General features: G+C 65.1%; 12 protein-coding genes, 2 tRNA genes, 3 rRNA genes and 1 riboswitch. Of the genes, 5 read left to right on the forward strand and 12 right to left on the reverse strand.

Annotated features, from left to right (window positions below):
- Positions 1-23 precede the first annotated feature (23 nt).
- Positions 24-1,721, reverse strand: coding sequence for an NAD+ synthase (locus IS481_RS11090; RefSeq protein WP_104356976.1), 1,698 nt, complete (start codon positions 1,719-1,721; stop codon positions 24-26).
- Between IS481_RS11090 and IS481_RS11095 the strand changes: the two genes are divergently transcribed.
- Positions 1,715-2,926: a GNAT family N-acetyltransferase gene (locus tag IS481_RS11095; protein WP_104357092.1), complete on the forward strand. Its 1,212-nt coding sequence runs from the start codon at positions 1,715-1,717 to the stop codon at positions 2,924-2,926. The genes IS481_RS11090 and IS481_RS11095 overlap by 7 nt on opposite strands.
- Positions 2,927-2,960: 34 nt before the next feature.
- On the opposite strand, the gene IS481_RS11100 is transcribed toward IS481_RS11095, so the two are convergent.
- The 6 genes from IS481_RS11100 to IS481_RS11125 form a co-directional block, all read right to left on the reverse strand.
- The gene (locus tag IS481_RS11100) at positions 2,961-5,693 is read right to left on the reverse strand and encodes a M16 family metallopeptidase (protein ID WP_104356977.1); all 2,733 of its coding nucleotides are present in this window, start codon (positions 5,691-5,693) and stop codon (positions 2,961-2,963) included.
- A gap of 151 nt (positions 5,694-5,844) precedes the next feature.
- Positions 5,845-5,957: ribosomal RNA gene (gene rrf / locus IS481_RS11105) — 5S ribosomal RNA — on the reverse strand.
- A gap of 168 nt (positions 5,958-6,125) precedes the next feature.
- Positions 6,126-9,002, reverse strand: a 23S ribosomal RNA gene (locus IS481_RS11110).
- Positions 9,003-9,294: 292 nt separating this feature from the next.
- A tRNA-Ala gene (locus tag IS481_RS11115) sits at positions 9,295-9,370 on the reverse strand.
- 19 nt (positions 9,371-9,389) lie between these two features.
- Positions 9,390-9,466 (reverse strand) — tRNA-Ile (locus IS481_RS11120).
- Between the two features lie 167 nt (positions 9,467-9,633).
- Positions 9,634-11,164 (reverse strand): 16S ribosomal RNA (locus IS481_RS11125).
- The 16S, 23S and 5S rRNA genes sit together here with 2 tRNA genes alongside, the layout of an rRNA operon.
- A gap of 498 nt (positions 11,165-11,662) precedes the next feature.
- Here IS481_RS11125 and aat point away from each other — a divergent pair.
- A complete protein-coding gene (aat, locus tag IS481_RS11130) occupies positions 11,663-12,439 on the forward strand; it encodes a leucyl/phenylalanyl-tRNA--protein transferase (protein ID WP_104358594.1) in 777 nt (258 codons plus the stop codon).
- Between the two features lie 13 nt (positions 12,440-12,452).
- Entirely contained in the window at positions 12,453-13,193 is a 741-nt protein-coding gene (locus IS481_RS11135) for an arginyltransferase (RefSeq protein WP_104358595.1), read from the forward strand.
- A gap of 30 nt (positions 13,194-13,223) precedes the next feature.
- Here the strand turns inward: IS481_RS11135 and IS481_RS11140 are convergent, their stop codons facing one another.
- Positions 13,224-13,868, reverse strand: a complete 645-nt coding sequence (locus IS481_RS11140) for a CoA transferase subunit B (protein ID WP_104358596.1) — start codon at positions 13,866-13,868, stop codon at positions 13,224-13,226.
- A 27-nt stretch (positions 13,869-13,895) separates the two neighbouring features.
- Positions 13,896-14,597, reverse strand: coding sequence for a CoA transferase subunit A (locus IS481_RS11145; RefSeq protein WP_104358597.1), 702 nt, complete (start codon positions 14,595-14,597; stop codon positions 13,896-13,898).
- A gap of 90 nt (positions 14,598-14,687) precedes the next feature.
- Here IS481_RS11145 and IS481_RS11150 point away from each other — a divergent pair, with 90 nt between their 5' ends.
- Entirely contained in the window at positions 14,688-15,269 is a 582-nt protein-coding gene (locus IS481_RS11150; RefSeq protein WP_232529255.1) for a LuxR C-terminal-related transcriptional regulator, read from the forward strand.
- Between the two features lie 10 nt (positions 15,270-15,279).
- On the opposite strand, the gene IS481_RS11155 is transcribed toward IS481_RS11150, so the two are convergent.
- The 3 genes from IS481_RS11155 to IS481_RS11165 are packed head-to-tail and all read right to left on the reverse strand — an operon-like array spanning position 15,280 to position 17,131.
- Complete coding sequence (locus IS481_RS11155) at positions 15,280-15,699, reverse strand: acyl-CoA thioesterase (RefSeq protein ID WP_104358598.1); 420 nt, start codon at positions 15,697-15,699, stop codon at positions 15,280-15,282.
- Positions 15,696-16,349, reverse strand: coding sequence for a YceH family protein (locus tag IS481_RS11160; protein WP_104358599.1), 654 nt, complete (start codon positions 16,347-16,349; stop codon positions 15,696-15,698). Before IS481_RS11160 ends, IS481_RS11155 begins: the two co-directional genes overlap by 4 nt.
- Positions 16,349-17,131 (reverse strand): SDR family oxidoreductase, encoded by a 783-nt coding sequence (locus IS481_RS11165; protein WP_104358600.1) that lies wholly within the window; start codon positions 17,129-17,131, stop codon positions 16,349-16,351. The genes IS481_RS11160 and IS481_RS11165 overlap by 1 nt, the downstream gene beginning before the upstream one ends.
- Positions 17,132-17,375: 244 nt before the next feature.
- Here IS481_RS11165 and IS481_RS11170 point away from each other — a divergent pair, with 244 nt between their 5' ends.
- Positions 17,376-19,061 (forward strand): electron transfer flavoprotein-ubiquinone oxidoreductase, encoded by a 1,686-nt coding sequence (locus IS481_RS11170; RefSeq protein ID WP_104358601.1) that lies wholly within the window; start codon positions 17,376-17,378, stop codon positions 19,059-19,061.
- 72 nt (positions 19,062-19,133) lie between these two features.
- Positions 19,134-19,229: riboswitch (glycine riboswitch) on the forward strand.
- Positions 19,230-19,236 lie beyond the last annotated feature (7 nt).

The raw sequence follows: 19,236 nt of genomic DNA on the forward strand, positions 1-19,236 counted from the left end.
GAAATCGTTGGCTCTAGTCTAGTCTACGCGCGGAACTTCGACGTGATCGGATAGCGCCAGTCCCGGCCGAACGCGCGGTGCGTGATGCGGATGCCGACCGGCGCCTGGCGTCGCTTGTACTCGTTGACCTTGAGCAGCCGCGTCACCCGCTCGACGTCCGCGGGATCGAAGCCGGCGGCGACGATCTCCTCGATGCTCTGGTCGTCCTCCATGTAGCGCTGCATGATGGCGTCGAGCACCTCGTATGGCGGCAGGCTGTCCTGGTCGGTCTGGTCGGGGCGCAGCTCGGCCGAAGGCGGCCGGGTGATGATGCGCTCCGGGATCACCGGCCCGATGGTGCCGTCGGCGCGCCGTGTCGGCTGGCGGTTCTTCCATTCGGCCAGGCGGTACACCAGCGTCTTGGCCACGTCCTTGATCACCGCGAAGCCGCCGGCCATGTCGCCGTAGAGCGTGCAGTAGCCCGTGGCCATCTCGCTTTTGTTGCCCGTGGTCAGCACGATGGAGCCGTACTTGTTCGACAGCGCCATCAGCAGCGTGCCGCGGATGCGGGCCTGGATGTTCTCCTCGGTCGTGTCCTCGGGCAGGCCCCTGAACTCCTCGGCCAGGCTGGCCCGGAACGCGTCGAACATCGGCGCGATCGGGAACTCGTCATAGCGCACGCCCAGGCGCGCGGCCATGTCGCGTGCGTCGATCCACGAGATCTCGGCGGTGTACGGCGAGGGCATCATCACCGCGCGCACCTTGTCCGCCCCCAGCGCATCGACCGCGACCGCGAGCACCAGCGCCGAGTCGATGCCGCCCGACAGCCCGATGATGGCGCCGGGGAAGCCGTTCTTGCCGACGTAGTCGCGCACCCCCGTGACCAGCGCCGCCCAGACCTGCGCTTCCAGCTCGGGCACCGCGGCCACCGTGCCGGTGATGCGCTCGCTCGTCACGTCGACCACCAGCAGGTGTTCCTCGAACATCGGCGCGCGCGCGCCGACCCGGCCGCTGCCGTCGATCGCGAACGAGGCCCCGTCGAACACCACCTCGTCCTGCCCGCCCACCTGGTGGGCGTAGAGGATGGGCATGCCCGATTCGCGCGCGCGCTCGGCCATGCGCTCCTCGCGCTCGTGCACCTTGCCGACGTGGTACGGCGAGGCGTTGAGCACCAGCAGCACGTCGGCACCGGCCTGGCGCGCGCTGCGCGCCGGCTCGACATACCATGCGTCCTCGCAGATGTTGAGGCCGAAGCGCAGGCCACCGACCTCGAACACCACCGGGCCACAGCCCGCCTCGCGGCCGGAGACGAAGTAGCGGCGCTCGTCGAACACCTGGTAGTTGGGCAGCTCGCGCTTCGCGTAGGTCGAGAGCACCTGCCCCCCTGCGAGCACCGAGGCCGCGTTGAAACAGCGCTGCGCGACGATCGACTTGGTCCTAACATCCCCCTGGGCGCTCCGCGACTGCGGATGGCCCACCACCAGGTACAGGCCGGGCAGGTCGGCGAGCGCCGCGGCGCAGTCGCGCACCGCCTGTTCGCAGGCGCGCACGAAGGCCGGGCGCAGCAGCAGGTCTTCGGGCGGGTAGCCGCAGATCGAAAGCTCGGGCGTCACCACCAGTTGCGCGCCCTGGGCATGGGCGGCACGGGCCATTTCGACGATCTTGCGGACATTGCCTGCGAGATCACCGACCACGGGGTTGAACTGGGCGACTGCCGCCTTGACGGATGCAGGGGATGACATCGAAGAACGCTGACGCGACGAACGTGGAAGACAAGGACCCGTCGAGGGTGTCGGACGATTATGTCATTCGGCTGCATGACGATCCCGCGCACGTGGATGCTGCGCGCTGGGATGCGCTGCTGGCCGCCTCGCCGCACCCCACGCCGTTCCTGTCCCATGCCTTCCTCGAGGCCCTGCACGCCTCGGGCAGCGCCACCGCGGACACCGGCTGGCAGCCGCAGTTCCTGACCGTCGAGCGCGACGGCGAGCTGGTGGGCGCCTGCCCGCTCTACCTGAAGTGGCACTCCTGGGGCGAATTCGTGTTCGACTGGGCCTGGGCCGACGCCTACCGTCGCCACGGCCTGGCCTACTACCCCAAGCTGGTCGGCGCGGTGCCATTCACCCCGGTGCCTGGCTCGCGCCTGCTGGCGCGCGACGACGCGGTGCGCGCCGTGCTGCTGGCCGCGATGGAGCACATCGTGCGCGGCCATGGGCTGTCCTCGGTGCACCTGCTGTTCCTCGACGAGGCCGACCGGCAGGCGGCCCAGGCGCGCGGCTGGATGATGCGCCGCACGGTGCAGTTCCACTGGCACAACCGCACGCCCGAGCCGTACCGCGACTTCGCCGACTTTCTCGCCAGCCTGCAGCGCGAGAAACGCAAGAAGATCCAGCAGGAGCGCCGCCGCGTCGCCGAAGCAGGCGTGAGCTTCACCTGCCTGTCAGGGCCGGAGATCACGGCCGACGACTGGGACTTCTTCCACGCCTGCTACTGCGCGACCTACCACGCGCACCGTTCGACGCCCTACCTGACGCGCGACTTCTTCACGCGGGTGGCCGAGCACATGCCGCAGCACTGGCTGCTGTTCGTCGCGCAGCGCGACGGCCGGCGCATCGCTTCCTCGCTCGTCGCGCTGGACCCGCTGGCGCGGCGGGCCTTCGGGCGCTACTGGGGCGCGCTCGAGGCCGTGCCCTGCCTGCATTTCGAGGCCTGCTACTACCAGCCACTCGACTGGTGCATCGCGCACGGTTACCAGGTGTTCGAAGGCGGCGCGCAGGGCGAACACAAGATGGCCCGCGGCCTGCTGCCGGTGCAGGCCTGGTCGGCCCACTGGCTCGCCCATCCGGCCTTTGCCGACGCCGTCGCGGAGTACCTCGCGCACGAAGGCGAGCACATCGGGCTCTACGTCGACGAGCTGCGCGAGCATTCGCCGTTCAAGGCCGGCTGAACGCCCGGCCCGGGCCTCGCACCGGCCCGGCGGCTCACTTGAAGTCGCCGCCCGCGCCGACCACCAGGCGCTGTGGCTGCAGATACTTGCGCAACGCGGCGTTCACCTCGTCGACGCTCAGGCGCGCCAGCGCCTCGTCGACCTGCTGCGAGACCAGGAAGTTGCGCTGGAGGTGCAGGTTCTCGACCAGCGCCACGGCCAGGTTGCGGTCCTGTGCACGCGACAGGCGCCGGAAGTTCAGCAGCCCTTCGCGCCCCTGCTGCAGCTCCTCGGCCGTGAAGCCCTCGGCCACCGCGCGGGCGATCTCCTCGCGCATCGCCTGCTCGACCCGCTCGAGGTTCTGCGGCGCGAAGATCGCGCTGGCGCTCCACACCGTGTACGGTTCCCAGGCATTCCAGCCCAGGTAGGCATGGACGCTGTATGACAGCCCCTCGGTTTCGCGTACCCGCGTCCACAGCCGCGAGTTGCCGCCCTGGCCGAGCAGGTAGTTGGCCATCATCAGCGCCGGGTAATCCGGGTGCAATTCCTGCACCGGCAGTGCCAGGTCCATGCGCAGGTAGGCGTTCTGGCGGTCGGGCGTGCGCACCACCAGGCGCTCGGGCCGCACCTCCACGTACGGCCGTGGCACCCGGGCATACGGCTCGCCGCTGCGCCAGTTGCCGAGCCGCTCGGCCAGCACGGCGCGCACCGCTTCGGCGTCGAAATCGCCCACCGCAGCGAACTGCGCGTGCGAGGCGCCGTAGAAGCGCTGGTGGAAACGCCGCACGTCGTCCAGCGTGACGCGCCGCACGGCGGCCTCGCGCTCGTCGAACGAGGGCACGTGGCGCACGTCGCCGGGCGGATAGGGGCTGAAGCGCTGGCCAAGGAGGAGGTCCACCTGCGCCTCGGGGTCCTGGCGCTGCGCGTCGATGCGCGCGAGCGCCTGCTTGCGCACCTCCTCCAGCGCCTCGGGCGGGAAGGCCGGCTCGCGCAGCAGTTCCGCGACCAGCTCCAGTACCTGGGGCAGCGTGTCGCGACGCGCGGCCATCGAGACCGCCACCCCGGTCGCGCCGCCCGAGATGTCGATGTCCGCCCCCAGCTCGTCCAGCCGGTCCTGGATCTGCTGGCGCGACCGCGTCCGCGTGCCCTTGTCGAGCAGCGCCGCGGTCAGCTGCCCCACCGTGGCCAGCCCCTGGAGCGAATGCTCGGTGCCGAAGCGCAGGCGCAGCTCGGCCCGGACCATCGCGCCGCGCGTCGGCTTGGGCAGCAGCGCGAGCTGCATGCCGTTGGGCAAGGCATGGCGTTGCGTGTGGCGCTCGATGTTGGCCGGCGTGGGGTCGAACGGCGCCACCTGGGCCACCGAGGCATCGCCCTGGTAGCCTTCCAGCATTTTCGCGACATCGACACGCTCGGGCGCAGGCGCGCGCCGCGGCGCGTCGGTCGGCAGGTAAGTGGCCAGCGTGCGGTTCGAGGCCAGCAGGCGTTCCTGCGCCACGCGCTGCACGTCTGCCAGCCCGATGCCGCGTACACGGTCACGCAGCAGGAAGAACAGCCGCCAGTCGCCGGCCGCGATGGCTTCCGACAGGGCCACGCCGATGCGTTCCGGGTCGGCGAACGCAAGGTCCCAGTCCTTCAGCCACTTGGCGCGCGCCCGGCGCAACTCTTCCTCGGTCAGCGGCAGGCTCCCGATCGACTCGATGACCTCCAGCAGCACCGCACGCGCCCGCTCCACGTCCTGCCCGGGCGCCAGCTGCGCCCCGAAGACGGCAAAGCCGGGGTCGGCCAGTGCCTGGGAGAAGCCGAACACGCCAGCCGCCAGCTGCTTGTCGACCAGCGCCCGGTGCAGGCGTCCCGACGGGGTGTCGGCGAGGATCAGGCTCAGCAGCTCCACCGCCGCGTAGTCCGGATGGGCGCCCGGCGGCACGTGGTACAGCGCGTAGATCATCGGCACACCGCCGACGCGCCGCAGCGTCACCGAGCGCTCGCCGTCCTGTACCGGGTCCAGCGTGTACAGCCGCGGCAGCTCCCGCTCGGGCCTGGGCAGCTTGCCGAACGACTCGACGATCCACGCGAGCGTCTTCTGCGGGTCGAAGCTGCCCGCGACGATCAGCGTCGCGTTGTCGGGCTGGTAGTAGCGGCGGTAGAAGGCCTGCAGCCGCGCGATGTCGACGTTCTCCACGTCCGAGCGTGCGCCGATCGTGCTCTTGCCGTAGTTGTGCCACTGGTACATCGTGGCCAACCCCTTTTCGAGCAGGATGCGACCGGCGCTGTTTTCGCCGCGCTCCATCTCGTTGCGCACCACCGTCATCTCGGTGTCCAGGTCGCGCTGCGCGATGTGGCTGTTGACCATCGCGTCGGCCTGCCACTCGAGGTACCAGCGCAGGTTGTCGTCGTTGGCCGCGAAGCTGGCGAAATAGTTGGTGCGGTCCAGCCAGGTCGAGCCGTTGGCGCGCAGGCCGCGGCGGGTGAACTCGGCCCAGGGGTTCGGGAAGCGCGGCGAGCCCTTGAAGATCAGGTGCTCGAGCAGGTGCGCCATGCCCGTTTCGCCGTAGCTCTCATGGCGCGACCCGACCCGGTAGGTCAGGTTGACCGTGGTGGTCGGCTTGGAGGCATCCGGCACCAGCAGCACCTGCAGGCCGTTGGCCAAGCGGTATTCGTGGATGCCTTCGATCGAGGGGCCGGCCTGCACGCCGGGAACGTTCAGGTTCAGGGCATCGGCGGCACGCCCCTCGACCGCGAGGAAACCGAGCAGCGTCGAGAACGCAAGCGCGAACAGAGCACGGAGCATCGACCCTCCTGAAACGATGGGCATGTGGGTGAGAGTGCCGACTGTACCTGCGGTTCCCCGGCGGGAGGCTGGGGCGGTGTTTTTTTGGGGTCGTGTAAAAGCCTAAACCCCCTGCACTCGCTGGGAGTGAGGGGGTTTCGGGGGAATAACTGCCTGACGATGTCCTACTTTCACACGGGAATCCGCACTATCATCGGCGCTGAGGCGTTTCACTGTCCTGTTCGGGATGGGAAGGAGTGGGACCACCTCGCTATGGTCATCAGGCATAACCGGTCGCCACGCTGGTTTTCGGGCCAGCGCAGCCAATTCGCAGAGTCTGTATCAGCTGTCTTGATTGCGTCGCCAGAGGCGGTGCAGTTTCGCACCACCGCGGCATACATTGCTTACTCTTTCTGGTCCTTTGAGCCTTGATGCCAAGGTCCTCAAAGTTATAGGGTCAAGCCGCACGGGCAATTAGTACTGGTTAGCTTAACGCATTACTGCGCTTCCACACCCAGCCTATCAACGTCCTGGTCTCGAACGACCCTTCAGGGGGCTCAAGGCCCCGGCAAGACTCATCTTGGGACGAGTTTCCCGCTTAGATGCTTTCAGCGGTTATCTCTTCCGCACTTAGCTACCCGGCAATGCCACTGGCGTGACAACCGGTACACCAGAGGTGCGTCCACTCCGGTCCTCTCGTACTAGGAGCAGGCTCCCTCAATCTTGCAGCGCCCACGGAAGATAGGGACCAAACTGTCTCACGACGTTTTAAACCCAGCTCACGTACCTCTTTAAATGGCGAACAGCCATACCCTTGGGACCGGCTACAGCCCCAGGATGAGATGAGCCGACATCGAGGTGCCAAACACCGCCGTCGATATGAACTCTTGGGCGGTATCAGCCTGTTATCCCCAGAGTACCTTTTATCCGTTGAGCGATGGCCCTTCCATACAGAACCACCGGATCACTTAGTCCTACTTTCGTACCTGCTCGACTTGTCAGTCTCGCAGTCAAGCACGCTTTTGCCTATGCACTATCAGCACGATTTCCGACCGTGCCTAGCGTACCTTCGAACTCCTCCGTTACGCTTTGGGAGGAGACCGCCCCAGTCAAACTGCCTACCATACACTGTCCCCAACCCGGATCACGGGCCAAGGTTAGAACCTCAAACACACCAGGGTGGTATTTCAACGTCGGCTCCATGCGAACTGGCGTCCGCACTTCAAAGCCTCCCACCTATCCTACACAGATCTGTTCAAAGTCCAATGTAAAGCTGCAGTAAAGGTTCATGGGGTCTTTCCGTCTTTCCGCGGGGAGATTGCATCATCACAAACATTTCAACTTCGCTGAGTCTCTGGAGGAGACAGTGTGGCCATCGTTACGCCATTCGTGCAGGTCGGAACTTACCCGACAAGGAATTTCGCTACCTTAGGACCGTTATAGTTACGGCCGCCGTTTACCGGGGCTTCGATCAAGAGCTTGCACCCCATCACTTAACCTTCCGGCACCGGGCAGGCGTCACACCCTATACGTCGACTTTCGTCTTTGCAGAGTGCTGTGTTTTTATTAAACAGTCGCAGCCACCGATTCTCTGCGACCCCTTCCGGCTCCATCTGTACGACTTCACCTACTCGGGGCACACCTTCTTCCGAAGTTACGGTGTCAATTTGCCGAGTTCCTTCTCCAGAGTTCTCTCAAGCGCCTGAGAATACTCATCACGCGCACCAGTGTCGGTTTGCGGTACGGTCGTCTATAGCTGAAGCTTAGTGGCTTTTCCTGGAAGCAGGGTATCACTCACTTCGGCTGCAAGCAGCCTCGTTATCACCCCTCATCTAAGCCCGGCGGATTTGCCTACCAGGCACGACTACAGGCTTGAACCGGGACATCCAACACCCGGCTGAGCTAACCTTCTCCGTCCCCACATCGCACTATAGATCGGTACAGGAATATTGACCTGTTTCCCATCAGCTACGCATCTCTGCCTCGCCTTAGGGGCCGACTCACCCTACGCCGATGAACGTTGCGTAGGAAACCTTGCGCTTACGGCGAGGGGGCTTTTCACCCCCCTTTAACGCTACTCATGTCAGCATTCGCACTTCCGATACCTCCAGCATCCCTTACGAGACACCTTCACAGGCTTACGGAACGCTCTCCTACCGCGCACGATTGCTCGTGCACCCGCAGCTTCGGTAACTGGCTTAGCCCCGTTACATCTTCCGCGCAGGACGACTCGATCAGTGAGCTATTACGCTTTCTTTAAATGATGGCTGCTTCTAAGCCAACATCCTGACTGTTTTAGCCTTCCCACTTCGTTTCCCACTTAGCCAATTTTAGGGACCTTAGCTGGCGGTCTGGGTTGTTTCCCTCTCGAGTCCGGACGTTAGCACCCGGTGCTCTGTCTCCCAAGCTCTACTCATCGGTATTCGGAGTTTGCAATGGTTTGGTAAGTCGCCATGACCCCCTAGCCATAACAGTGCTCTACCCCCGACGGTAATACTTGAGGCACTACCTAAATAGTTTTCGGAGAGAACCAGCTATTTCCAGGTTTGTTTAGCCTTTCACCCCTATCCACAGCTCATCCGCTAGTTTTGCAACACCAGTCGGTTCGGACCTCCAGCACCTGTTACGGTACCTTCATCCTGGCCATGGATAGATCACCTGGTTTCGGGTCTACACCCAGCGACTGAACGCCCTGTTCGGACTCGGTTTCCCTACGCCTCCCCTACTCGGTTAAGCTCGCCACTGAATGTAAGTCGCTGACCCATTATACAAAAGGTACGCCGTCACCCTTGCGGGCTCCGACTTTTTGTATGCATGCGGTTTCAGGATCTATTTCACTCCCCTCCCGGGGTTCTTTTCGCCTTTCCCTCACGGTACTGGTTCACTATCGGTCGATCACGAGTATTTAGCCTTGGAGGATGGTCCCCCCATCTTCAGACAGGATTCCACGTGTCCCGCCCTACTTGTCGCACGCCTAGTTCCACCACCAACATTTCTCATACGGGGCTATCACCCACTATGGCCGGACTTTCCAGACCGTTCTGATATGTCGATGGCTAAATCGTGCAGGCTCTTCCGATTTCGCTCGCCACTACTTTCGGAATCTCGGTTGATTTCTTTTCCTCGAGCTACTGAGATGTTTCAGTTCGCCCGGTTCGCCTCGACAGCCTATGTATTCAGCTGCCGATACCCTTGCGGGTGGGTTTCCCCATTCGGACATCTCCGGATCAAAGCTTGTTTGCCAGCTCCCCGAAGCTTTTCGCAGGCTACCACGTCCTTCATCGCCTGTGATCGCCAAGGCATCCACCACATGCACTTAGTCACTTGACCCTATAACTTTGACACCTCGCGGCATCAGATCAAGGACCGTCCGATCGATGGCTCGATCGGATCGAGTATGCGCGTTATGCCGTCCTTCAATCCCATTGCTGAGTTGAAGTCTGGTGACGCAATCAATTGTCGTTGGCGGCACGGACGTGCCATGAAGCACTTTCCGCCAACAACGCTGATTCGACTCTACGAATTGTTAAAGAACAACAGCCACTCTTGCGAGCCGCTCACGCCAGCCATCAGCAATGGCTCGCGTCAGCGTGCACAAGAAACTCTACAGAGAGCCCTTCAGTGGTGGAGGATGACGGGATCGAACCGACGACCCCCTGCTTGCAAAGCAGGTGCTCTCCCAGCTGAGCTAATCCCCCAAGTCAACACGTGAAGGATTGGTGGGTCTGGTTGGATTCGAACCAACGACCCCCGCCTTATCAAGACGGTGCTCTAACCGACTGAGCTACAGACCCTGACACCTTCTCGTGAGGCGCGAGTCTGCGGCCTCTCGCGTCAACCCAGGCTCTGCTCCAGCCTCTGCCAGGTTCACGCCTGCGCCGGTTCACGCTCACTCTCTCTGTCTGTCGTCACAACAACAGCCGATAAGTGTGGGCGCATGAATTTGAATGCTCTCTTCCAGAAAGGAGGTGATCCAGCCGCACCTTCCGATACGGCTACCTTGTTACGACTTCACCCCAGTCGCGAACCCTGCCGTGGTAAGCGCCCTCCTTGCGGTTAGGCTACCCACTTCTGGCAGAACCCGCTCCCATGGTGTGACGGGCGGTGTGTACAAGACCCGGGAACGTATTCACCGCGACATGCTGATCCGCGATTACTAGCGATTCCGACTTCACGCAGTCGAGTTGCAGACTGCGATCCGGACTACGACCGGCTTTCTGGGATTGGCTCCCCCTCGCGGGTTGGCTGCCCTCTGTACCGGCCATTGTATGACGTGTGTAGCCCTACCCATAAGGGCCATGAGGACCTGACGTCATCCCCACCTTCCTCCGGTTTGTCACCGGCAGTCCCATTAGAGTGCCCTTTCGTAGCAACTAATGGCAAGGGTTGCGCTCGTTGCGGGACTTAACCCAACATCTCACGACACGAGCTGACGACGGCCATGCAGCACCTGTGTCCAGGTTCTCTTTCGAGCACTCCCACATCTCTGCAGGATTCCTGGCATGTCAAGGGTAGGTAAGGTTTTTCGCGTTGCATCGAATTAAACCACATCATCCACCGCTTGTGCGGGTCCCCGTCAATTCCTTTGAGTTTCAACCTTGCGGCCGTACTCCCCAGGCGGTCGACTTCACGCGTTAGCTACGTTACTGAACAGCGAACCGTCCAACAACTAGTCGACATCGTTTAGGGCGTGGACTACCAGGGTATCTAATCCTGTTTGCTCCCCACGCTTTCGTGCATGAGCGTCAGTGCAGGCCCAGGGAGCTGCCTTCGCCATCGGTGTTCCTCCGCATATCTACGCATTTCACTGCTACACGCGGAATTCCACTCCCCTCTGCCGCACTCTAGCCGTGCAGTCACAAATGCAGTTCCCAGGTTAAGCCCGGGGATTTCACATCTGTCTTGCACAACCGCCTGCGCACGCTTTACGCCCAGTAATTCCGATTAACGCTCGCACCCTACGTATTACCGCGGCTGCTGGCACGTAGTTAGCCGGTGCTTATTCTTCAGGTACCGTCATCCCCCCGGGGTATTAGCCCAGAGGATTTCTTCCCTGACAAAAGCGGTTTACAACCCGAAGGCCTTCTTCCCGCACGCGGCATGGCTGGATCAGGGTTGCCCCCATTGTCCAAAATTCCCCACTGCTGCCTCCCGTAGGAGTCTGGGCCGTGTCTCAGTCCCAGTGTGGCTGGTCGTCCTCTCAGACCAGCTACGGATCGTCGCCTTGGTAGGCCTTTACCCCACCAACTAGCTAATCCGACATCGGCCGCTCCAATAGCGCGAGGCCTTTCGGTCCCCCGCTTTCACCCTCAGGTCGTATGCGGTATTAATCCGGCTTTCGCCGGGCTATCCCCCACTACTGGGCACGTTCCGATGCATTACTCACCCGTTCGCCACTCGCCGCCAGGCCGAAGCCCGCGCTGCCGTTCGACTTGCATGTGTAAAGCATGCCGCCAGCGTTCAATCTGAGCCAGGATCAAACTCTTCAGTTCAATCACTTGAAACTCTCGGAATCGAAGTGAACTTCACTTCTGCTTCCGTGAGCGTTTGTGGAAACTCCTTGCGAAGCTCCCTATCTTGGCATCCGCCTTCAAACGCCCACGCTTATCGGCTGTTACTTGTTAAAGAACACTCACCGAACTCACCAGCCTTCGCTGCTTCGTTCGTCGCTGACTTGTCATCAGCAGAGAAGCGAGATTATGACGCGTTTTTTAAAACCTTGTCAAGCACTCCGCTCTCTTTTTTCTTCGCCGCCTCTGCCTCGCAAGCCCTTCCGGCTCAAGCGCTGCAGCAATCAGCGAAGAACGTGACTATAGCACCTTTTCAAAACGGTGCGCAAGCCCCCTTCGCTCGTCGCTTCCGGACTCCGTCCAGGACCTGCGCGAGGGGACAGACAGGCGCACCAACTGGCAGTATGCTCGCCCGCAGCGCAGGCACATGCGCTGCTCACGCGCACTCTGCCTGGCATCCACTTCCATGCATACGACCCGATGAGCGCGTTGTCGATCGCCTGGCTCGAAGATCGGGAAGATGATTTCCCGCCGGTGGAGTCCGCGCTGGACAGGCGTTCCGAGGCCCCCGGCCTGCTGGCCGCGGGCGGCGACCTGCGCCCCTCGCGCCTGCGGCGCGCCTACGCGCACGGCATCTTTCCCTGGTACAGCCTGGGCCAGCCCATCCTGTGGTGGAGCCCGGACCCCCGGATGGTGCTCTACCCCGCCGAGTTCAGGATCTCGCGCTCGCTGCGCAAGACCCTGCAACGCTTCATTGCCCGGCCGGACTGCGCGGTGCGCGTCGACACCGCCTTCGACCAGGTGATCGCGGCCTGCGCGACGACCCCTCGCCACGGACAGGAAGGCACGTGGATCGTGCCGGAGATGATGCAGGCCTACCGTGCCTGGCACCGCCTGGGCGAGGTGCACTCGTTCGAGACCTGGATCGACGGGCAGCTGTGCGGCGGGCTGTACGGCGTGGCGATCGGCCGCATGTTCTTCGGCGAGTCGATGTTCTCGCGCCAAACCGACGCCTCGAAAATCGCGCTCGCGGCGCTGGTGGCGTTCTGCCGTCACCATGGCATCGACATGATCGACTGCCAGCAGCGCACCGCCCACCTGGCCTCGCTGGGGGCGCGCGAGATCCCGCGGCGGCTGTTCACCCGGCACCTGCACGAAGCGACAGGGCTGCCACCGGTCGAGGACTGGACCTATCATCGCTCGATGTGGACCGAACTCGGCCTGGTGCCGAGCCCGCCCCACCCCTCGCTCGTTTGAGGAAGCCCCGTCCATGACGCATCCCAAGGAACTGCCGCTCGCGTCGCTGCAGTTCTATGCCACGGCGCCCTACCCCTGCAGCTACCTGCCGGGCCGGCAGGCGCGTTCGCAGGTCGCCACGCCGAGCCACCTGATCCAGGCCGACCTCTATTCGGACCTGGTCAGCAAGGGTTTCCGGCGCAGCGGGATGTTCACCTACCGTCCCTACTGCGACGACTGCAAGGCCTGCGTGCCGCTGCGCATCCCGGTGGACCGGTTCCGCCCCAACCGCAGCCAGCGCCGGGCGTTCAAGGCCCACCAGCACCTGCAGGCGCGGGTGTTGCGCCTGTGCTTCGTGCCGGAGCACTACCAGCTGTACCTGCGCTACCAGTCGGGACGCCACCCGGGCGGCGGGATGGACCACGACAGCGTGGACCAGTACACCCAGTTCCTGCTGCAAAGCCGGGTGAATTCCCGGCTGGTGGAGTTCCGCGAACCGGCGCCGCCCGGCGAGCTGGGCACGCTGAAGATGGTGTCCATCCTGGACGTGCTCAACGACGGGCTGTCGGCGGTCTACACCTTCTACGAGCCCGAGCCGGGCGCCAGCTACGGCACCTACAACGTGCTGTGGCAGATCGAGCAGACACGCCAGCTCAAGCTGCCCCACGTCTACCTGGGGTACTGGATCGAGGCCAGTCGCAAGATGACCTACAAGGCGCAGTTCCGGCCGCACGAGCTGCTGATCGACGGCCGGTGGCAGGCGGGGCCGGACTGAGTCCCGGCCGCCCGCCGCCCGGAAGACCGCTCAGGCCGGCTGCAGCGCCATCTGCACCGGCGCGCCGGTCTTGGCCTGCACTTCCTCGGCGGTGACGCCGGGAGCCAGCTCGACGCACTTGAACCCCTGGGGGGTGACGTCGATCACGCACAGGTCGGTGATGATGCGGTCGACCACGCCGACGCCGGTCAGCGGCAGCGTGCACTTCTGCAGCAGCTTGTGCTCGCCGTTCTTGGCGGTGTGCTCCATCAGCACGACGACACGGCCGACGCCGGCCACCAGGTCCATCGCCCCGCCCATGCCCTTGACCATCTTGCCGGGGATCATCCAGTTGGCCAGGTCGCCCTTCTCGCTGACCTGCATCGCGCCCAGGATGGCGAGGTTGATCTTGCCGCCGCGGATCATCGCGAACGAGTCGGCCGACGAGAAGATCGACGAGCCGGGCAGCGTGGTCACGGTCTGCTTGCCGGCGTTGATCAGGTCGGGGTCGACCTCGTCCTCGGTCGGGAACGGGCCGATGCCAAGCAGCCCGTTCTCGCTCTGCAGCCAGACCTCCATCCCCTGCGGCACGTGGTTGGCCACCAGGGTGGGCAGGCCGATGCCCAGGTTGACGTAGTAGCCGTCCTGCAGTTCCTTGGCCGCGCGGGCCGCCATTTCGTCACGGGTCCATGCCATGGTGTGTCTCCTTCAGGCTACGCGGGTTCAGGCCTTGGGGCGCACGGTGCGTTGCTCGATGCGCTTCTCGGGGTGGGGGTTGACGACGATGCGGTGCACGTAGATGCCGGGCAGGTGGATCTGGTCCGGGTCGAGTTCGCCGGTCTCGACCAGCTGCTCGACCTCGACGACGGTGATCTTGCCGGCCATCGCGACGTTGGGGTTGAAGTTGCGCGCGGTGCGGCGGAACACCAGGTTGCCGGCCTTGTCCGCGATGTGGGCCTTGACCAGCGAGACGTCGGGCACCAGCGCGCGCTCCATGATGTAGGGCACGCCGTCGAACTCGCGCACCTCCTTGCCTTCGGCGACGATGGTGCCGACGCCGGTGCGGGTGAAGAAGGCCGGGATGCCGGCACCGCCGGCGCGCAGCTTCTCGGCCAGCGTGCCCTGCGGGGTGAACTCCAGCTCCAGCTCGCCGGCCAGGTACTGGCGCTCGAATTCCTTGTTCTCGCCGACGTAGCTGGAGATCATCTTGCGGATCTGGCGCGTGGCGAGCAGCTTGCCCAGGCCGAAGCCGTCAACCCCGGCGTTGTTCGAGATCACCGTGAGGTTGCGCACGCCCGAGGCCTGCAAGGCGTCGATCAATGCCTCCGGGATGCCGCACAGCCCAAAGCCGCCGACGGCCAGCATCTGGCCGTCCTTGACGATGTCCTTGAGGGCCTCGGCGGCGCTCGGGTACACCTTGTTCATACACGTCTCCTCGTGCAACTGAAATGGTGGAAAACGGCGCACAGCGTACTACGTATCCGCGTACGTAGAATCGCCTAAGGGAAGCCCTTGATGCCCCGCGACCACGCCGCGCGCCGCATGAGCCAGGACATCGATTACCGCACCGCGTTCCAGTTCGCCCCGGTCGGGCTGGTGGTGTCACGCCACCGCGTGATCGTGGACTGCAACGAGGCGCTGGCGGAGATGTTCCGCACCTCGCGCGAGCTGCTGATCGGGCAGTCCTTCCTGGTGCTCTACCCCAGCGTCGAGGAGTTCGAGCGCACCGGCGAACGCATCGCCCCGGTGCTCAACGCGCGCGGGCGCTATGCGGACGACCGCATCATGAAGCGCGCCGACGGGGAACTGTTCTGGTGTCACGTCACGGGCCGCGCGATGGAGCGCAGTTCGCCGCATGCGGCAGGGATCTGGTCGTTCGAGGACCTGTCCTCGCGCCGGCCGGTCCAGGCCGAGCTGACCGGGCGCGAGCGCGAGGTCGCCGCCCTGCTGATCGAGGGCCAGACCAGCAAGCACATCGGCAAGGCGCTCGGGATCAGTCACCGCACGGTGGACGTCTACCGCGCGCGGCTGATGCGCAAGTTCCGCGCCTCGACCACGCCGGAGCTGGTGCAGCGCCTGCTGGGCGGCACCGGCTGAGGCACGGGCCTCACTCGATCGCGGCGCGCAGCCAGTCCGGCAGGGGCACGGATTTCTTCTGCGGGAAGTCGATCCACACCGTGGTGGCGCCGCCCGCCGCGTAGATCACCCCGGGCTCGTCGGTGCGCTCCAGCGTGATGAAGGTGTCGAAGCTGCTGCGCCCGGGGTTGGCGACGTAGTGCTTCGCCAGCACCGTGCCGGGAAACTCCAGCTGCCGGTAGAAGTTGCAGAACGCGTTGACGATCACCGGCCCGGTGCCCTGCGGGTCGGGCGGGCCGCCCAGCTTGTGCAGCCAGTCGATGCGGATGGTCTCGAGGTAGCGGAAGTAAACGGCGTTGTTCACGTGGCCCATCGCGTCCATGTCCCCCCAGCGGATGGGGATCTGCATCTCGTGGACCAGCTTCTTCTGCTCGGGGATCTCGATCTTCATGGCGTGTCGGGCTTGTGGATGCGGAGTTCGGCGTAGAGATGTTCGACCAGCGCACGCAGCCTGTCCACCTCGGCGCGCAGCGCGGCGACCTCGTCCGGCGCGGCCGGTGCGCCGGCAGCGGCAGGCGGCACGGCGGCTGCCGCGTCCACCGGCCCGCCCAGCAGGTGCGCCCAGCGGGGTTCGCGGGTGCCCGGCGCGCGCGGCAGCTTGGTGACCAGCGGCGGGTCGCGCACAGCGAGTTCCTCGAGGAAGGCCTCGACCGAGGAGGTGTCCGCGAAGCGGTGCAGGCGCTCGGCGTGGATGCGCAGCTCGGCAGCGGTCTGCGAGCCGCGCAGCATCAGCAGCGCCAATAGCACCACGCTCTGGCTCGGGATGCCCAGCACGCGCTGGACGTTGTGTTCGTAGCGGCTGACCCGGCTGCCCGAGGACTGCAGGACCAGGCTCAGCCCGCGCAGCGCGTCGACCGCCTCCTGCACCTCGGCTTCGGAGAGCTCCAGCACCGGCGCCCGGGCGGTCTTCTGGTTGCAGCCGGCCGTCAGCGCGTTGAGCGACAGCGGGTAGGTGTCCGGCACGGTCAGCTGCTTCTCGACCAGCACGCCGAGCACGCGGCACTCGGCGACGGACAGCGATCGCAGGGGGCTGCCGGCCATCAGACACCGAACCCGTCGTCGGCGGCGATCACGGCCCCGTTGATGAAATGGCTCTCTGCCGCGCAGAGCATCACGATCAGCGCGTCCAGGTCCTGCGGCTGGCCGACGCGCTTGCGCGGCAGCATCTGGATCAGCTTCTGCCCCTGCTCGGTTTCCCAGAGGTGGTGGTTGATCTCGGTGTCGATGTAGCCGGGGCAGATGGCGTTGACGTTGATGCCGTAGCGGCCCCATTCCAGCGCCATGGCGCGGGTCATGTGCACCACGGCCGCCTTGCTCATCGCGTAGACGCCGATCTGTCCCAGCGGCCGCAGCCCGGCCATCGATGCCACGTTGACGATGCGCCCGCCGGTGTAGGTGCCCGGCGCGGCGCCGCGGGCGCGCGCCAGCATGCGCTTGCCGACCTCCTGCGCGACGAAGAAGGCGCCGCGGGTGTTGGTGTCGAAGACGAAGTCGAAATCCTCCGGCGTCACGTCGACCAGCTTCTGGGTCGAGCCCACGCCCGAGTTGTTGATCAGGATGTCGATCGGCCCCACCTCGGTCTCGGCGTGGGCGACGGCGGCGCGGATGCTGTCGACGTCGGTGACGTCCATCGCGACCACGTGCGCGTCGCCGCCGGCAGCCTCGATCTCGGCGCGCAGCCCCTGCAGGCGCTCGACCCGCCGGCTGGCCAGCACCACGGCGGCGCCGGCCCCTGCGAGCGTCTTCGCGAACTGCTTGCCCAGCCCGCTGGAGGCGCCGGTGACGAGCGCGACGCGCCCGGACAGGTCGATGCTGTAGGCCATGGGATCCTCTCTTCCTCGCGCCGCCCGTGCGGCGCCGACATCCGTGCCAGCGGCAAGGATAACGGCAGCCGCCGCGCCCGCGCTGTCACCCTGGTGCCACCGGCCCGGCAAGCGTCCCGGCACACTGCCTGCCCGCCCCGAGCGAACGGTCGTGCGTTTCGCCATGGCAGGCCGATAGAATCGCGCGATCGCCGCCTGGCTCGCCGGGGGCAGCCGCACCGAAAGACATCAGAGGAATCAGACCATGACCCCACAGCAGATCCTGGAACAGTACGGTCCGCGCGAGTCGATGGAGTACGACGTCGTGATCGTGGGCGCCGGCCCGGCCGGGCTCGCGACCGCCATCCGGCTGAAGCAGGTCGCCGCCGAACGGGGTCAGGAGATCTCCGTGTGCGTGCTCGAGAAGGGTTCCGAGCCCGGCGCGCACATCCTCTCCGGCGCGGTGATGGACCCGCGCGCGATGAACGAGCTGTTCCCGAACTGGAAGGAACTGGGCGCGCCGCTGAACCAGCCGGTCACCGGCGACGAGGTGCTGACGCTGACCGAAACCAGCGCGAGCCGCCTGCCCGCCTGGCTGATGCCGCGCAACTTCCACAACGACGGCTGCTACGTCGTCTCGCTGGGCAACGTGGTGCGCTGGATGGCGCAGCAGGCCGAGGCACTGGGCGTGGAGATCTTCCCCGGCTTCCCGGCCGCCGAGGTGCTGTATGACGAGCAAGGGCGCGTGCGCGGGGTGGCCACCGGCAACCTGGGCATCGAGAAGAACGGCGAGCCCGGCCCGAACTTCCAGCTCGGCATGGAGCTGCTGGGCAAGTACACGGTGTTCGCCGAGGGCGCGCGCGGCCACCTGGGCAAGCAGCTGATCGCCAAGTACCGGCTGGATGCCGACAAGGACCCGCAGAGCTTTGCCATCGGCATCAAGGAGCTGTGGGAGATCGACCCGGCCAAGGCCAAGCCCGGCCTGGTGGTGCACACCGCCGGCTGGCCGATGGACGACACCACCTTCGGCGGCGGCTTCCTCTACCACCTGGAGGACAACAAGGTCACGCTGGGCTTCGTGGTCGGCCTGGACTACCAGAACCCCTACCTCAGCCCGTTCGAGGAAATGCAGCGCTGGAAGACCCACCCGGCCATCCGCGCGCACATCGAAGGGGGCAAGCGCATCGGCTACGGCGCGCGCGCGATCAACAACGGCACGCCGCAGGCTCTGCCCAAGACCATCTTCCCGGGCGGCGCCCTGGTCGGCTGCGACGCCGGCTACCTGAACGCCGCCCGCATCAAGGGCAGCCATGCGGCGATCAAGAGCGGCATGCTGTGTGCCGAGGCGATCGCCGACGCCCTGCAGGCCGGCCGGGCCCAGGACGAACTGACCGCCTACCCGGAAGCCTTCGAGAAGAGCTGGCTGTACGAGGAGCTGCACCAGAGCCGCAACTTCAAGAACTGGTTCAAGAAGTCGCCGACGCTGGGCAAGCTGATGACCGGCGTCGAGCAGTGGCTGCTGCCCAAGATCGGCATCAGCAGCCCGCCGTGGACGCTGCACCGCGACAAGCCGGACCATGTCTACCTGAAACCGGCCTCCGAGTGCCAGCCGATCACCTACCCGAAGCCCGACGGCAAGCTGACCTTCGACCGGCTGTCCTCGGTGTTCATCAGCAACACCAACCACGAGGAAAACCAGCCGGCGCACCTGACGCTGAAGGACGCCTCGGTGCCGGTGCAGGTCAACCTGGCGAAGTACGCCGGCCCGGAAAGCCGCTACTGCCCGGCCGGGGTGTACGAGTTCGTGCCGGCCGAAGGCGGCGGCGAGCGCCTGCAGATCAACGCGCAGAACTGCGTGCACTGCAAGACCTGCGACATCAAGGACCCGACCCAGAACATCGTCTGGGTCACGCCGGAAGGCGGCGGCGGCCCGAACTACTCGGGCATGTAACAACGCGGCAGCCGGCATGCCCGGCGGCCCCGCCGCGCACGTCTTGGTGGCAGCGCGGCGGCCGGATATACTGATTTTTCGTCAGGAGAGAGTTCCCTGCGGGGGAACCGCCGAAGGCGCAGGGGCAGCTGCTTCCGAACGCTCAGGCAAAAGGACTGGCAAACGCCTTCGGATG

It is taken from the genome of Caldimonas thermodepolymerans (assembly GCF_015476235.1).
Lineage (GTDB): Bacteria > Pseudomonadota > Gammaproteobacteria > Burkholderiales > Burkholderiaceae_C > Caldimonas > Caldimonas thermodepolymerans.

Bases quoted from the DNA above. Each gene is read 5' to 3' on its own strand.
- IS481_RS11095 (WP_104357092.1), top strand. From the start codon at position 1,715: ATGACATCGAAGAACGCTGACGCGACGAACGTGGAAGACAAGGACCCG.
- IS481_RS11090 (WP_104356976.1), bottom strand. From the start codon at position 1,721: ATGTCATCCCCTGCATCCGTCAAGGCGGCAGTCGCCCAGTTCAACCCC.
- IS481_RS11100 (WP_104356977.1), bottom strand. From the start codon at position 5,693: ATGCTCCGTGCTCTGTTCGCGCTTGCGTTCTCGACGCTGCTCGGTTTC.
- aat (WP_104358594.1), top strand. From the start codon at position 11,663: ATGAGCGCGTTGTCGATCGCCTGGCTCGAAGATCGGGAAGATGATTTC.
- IS481_RS11135 (WP_104358595.1), top strand. From the start codon at position 12,453: ATGACGCATCCCAAGGAACTGCCGCTCGCGTCGCTGCAGTTCTATGCC.
- IS481_RS11140 (WP_104358596.1), bottom strand. From the start codon at position 13,868: ATGGCATGGACCCGTGACGAAATGGCGGCCCGCGCGGCCAAGGAACTG.
- IS481_RS11145 (WP_104358597.1), bottom strand. From the start codon at position 14,597: ATGAACAAGGTGTACCCGAGCGCCGCCGAGGCCCTCAAGGACATCGTC.
- IS481_RS11150 (WP_232529255.1), top strand. From the start codon at position 14,688: ATGCCCCGCGACCACGCCGCGCGCCGCATGAGCCAGGACATCGATTAC.
- IS481_RS11155 (WP_104358598.1), bottom strand. From the start codon at position 15,699: ATGAAGATCGAGATCCCCGAGCAGAAGAAGCTGGTCCACGAGATGCAG.
- IS481_RS11160 (WP_104358599.1), bottom strand. From the start codon at position 16,349: ATGGCCGGCAGCCCCCTGCGATCGCTGTCCGTCGCCGAGTGCCGCGTG.
- IS481_RS11165 (WP_104358600.1), bottom strand. From the start codon at position 17,131: ATGGCCTACAGCATCGACCTGTCCGGGCGCGTCGCGCTCGTCACCGGC.
- IS481_RS11170 (WP_104358601.1), top strand. From the start codon at position 17,376: ATGACCCCACAGCAGATCCTGGAACAGTACGGTCCGCGCGAGTCGATG.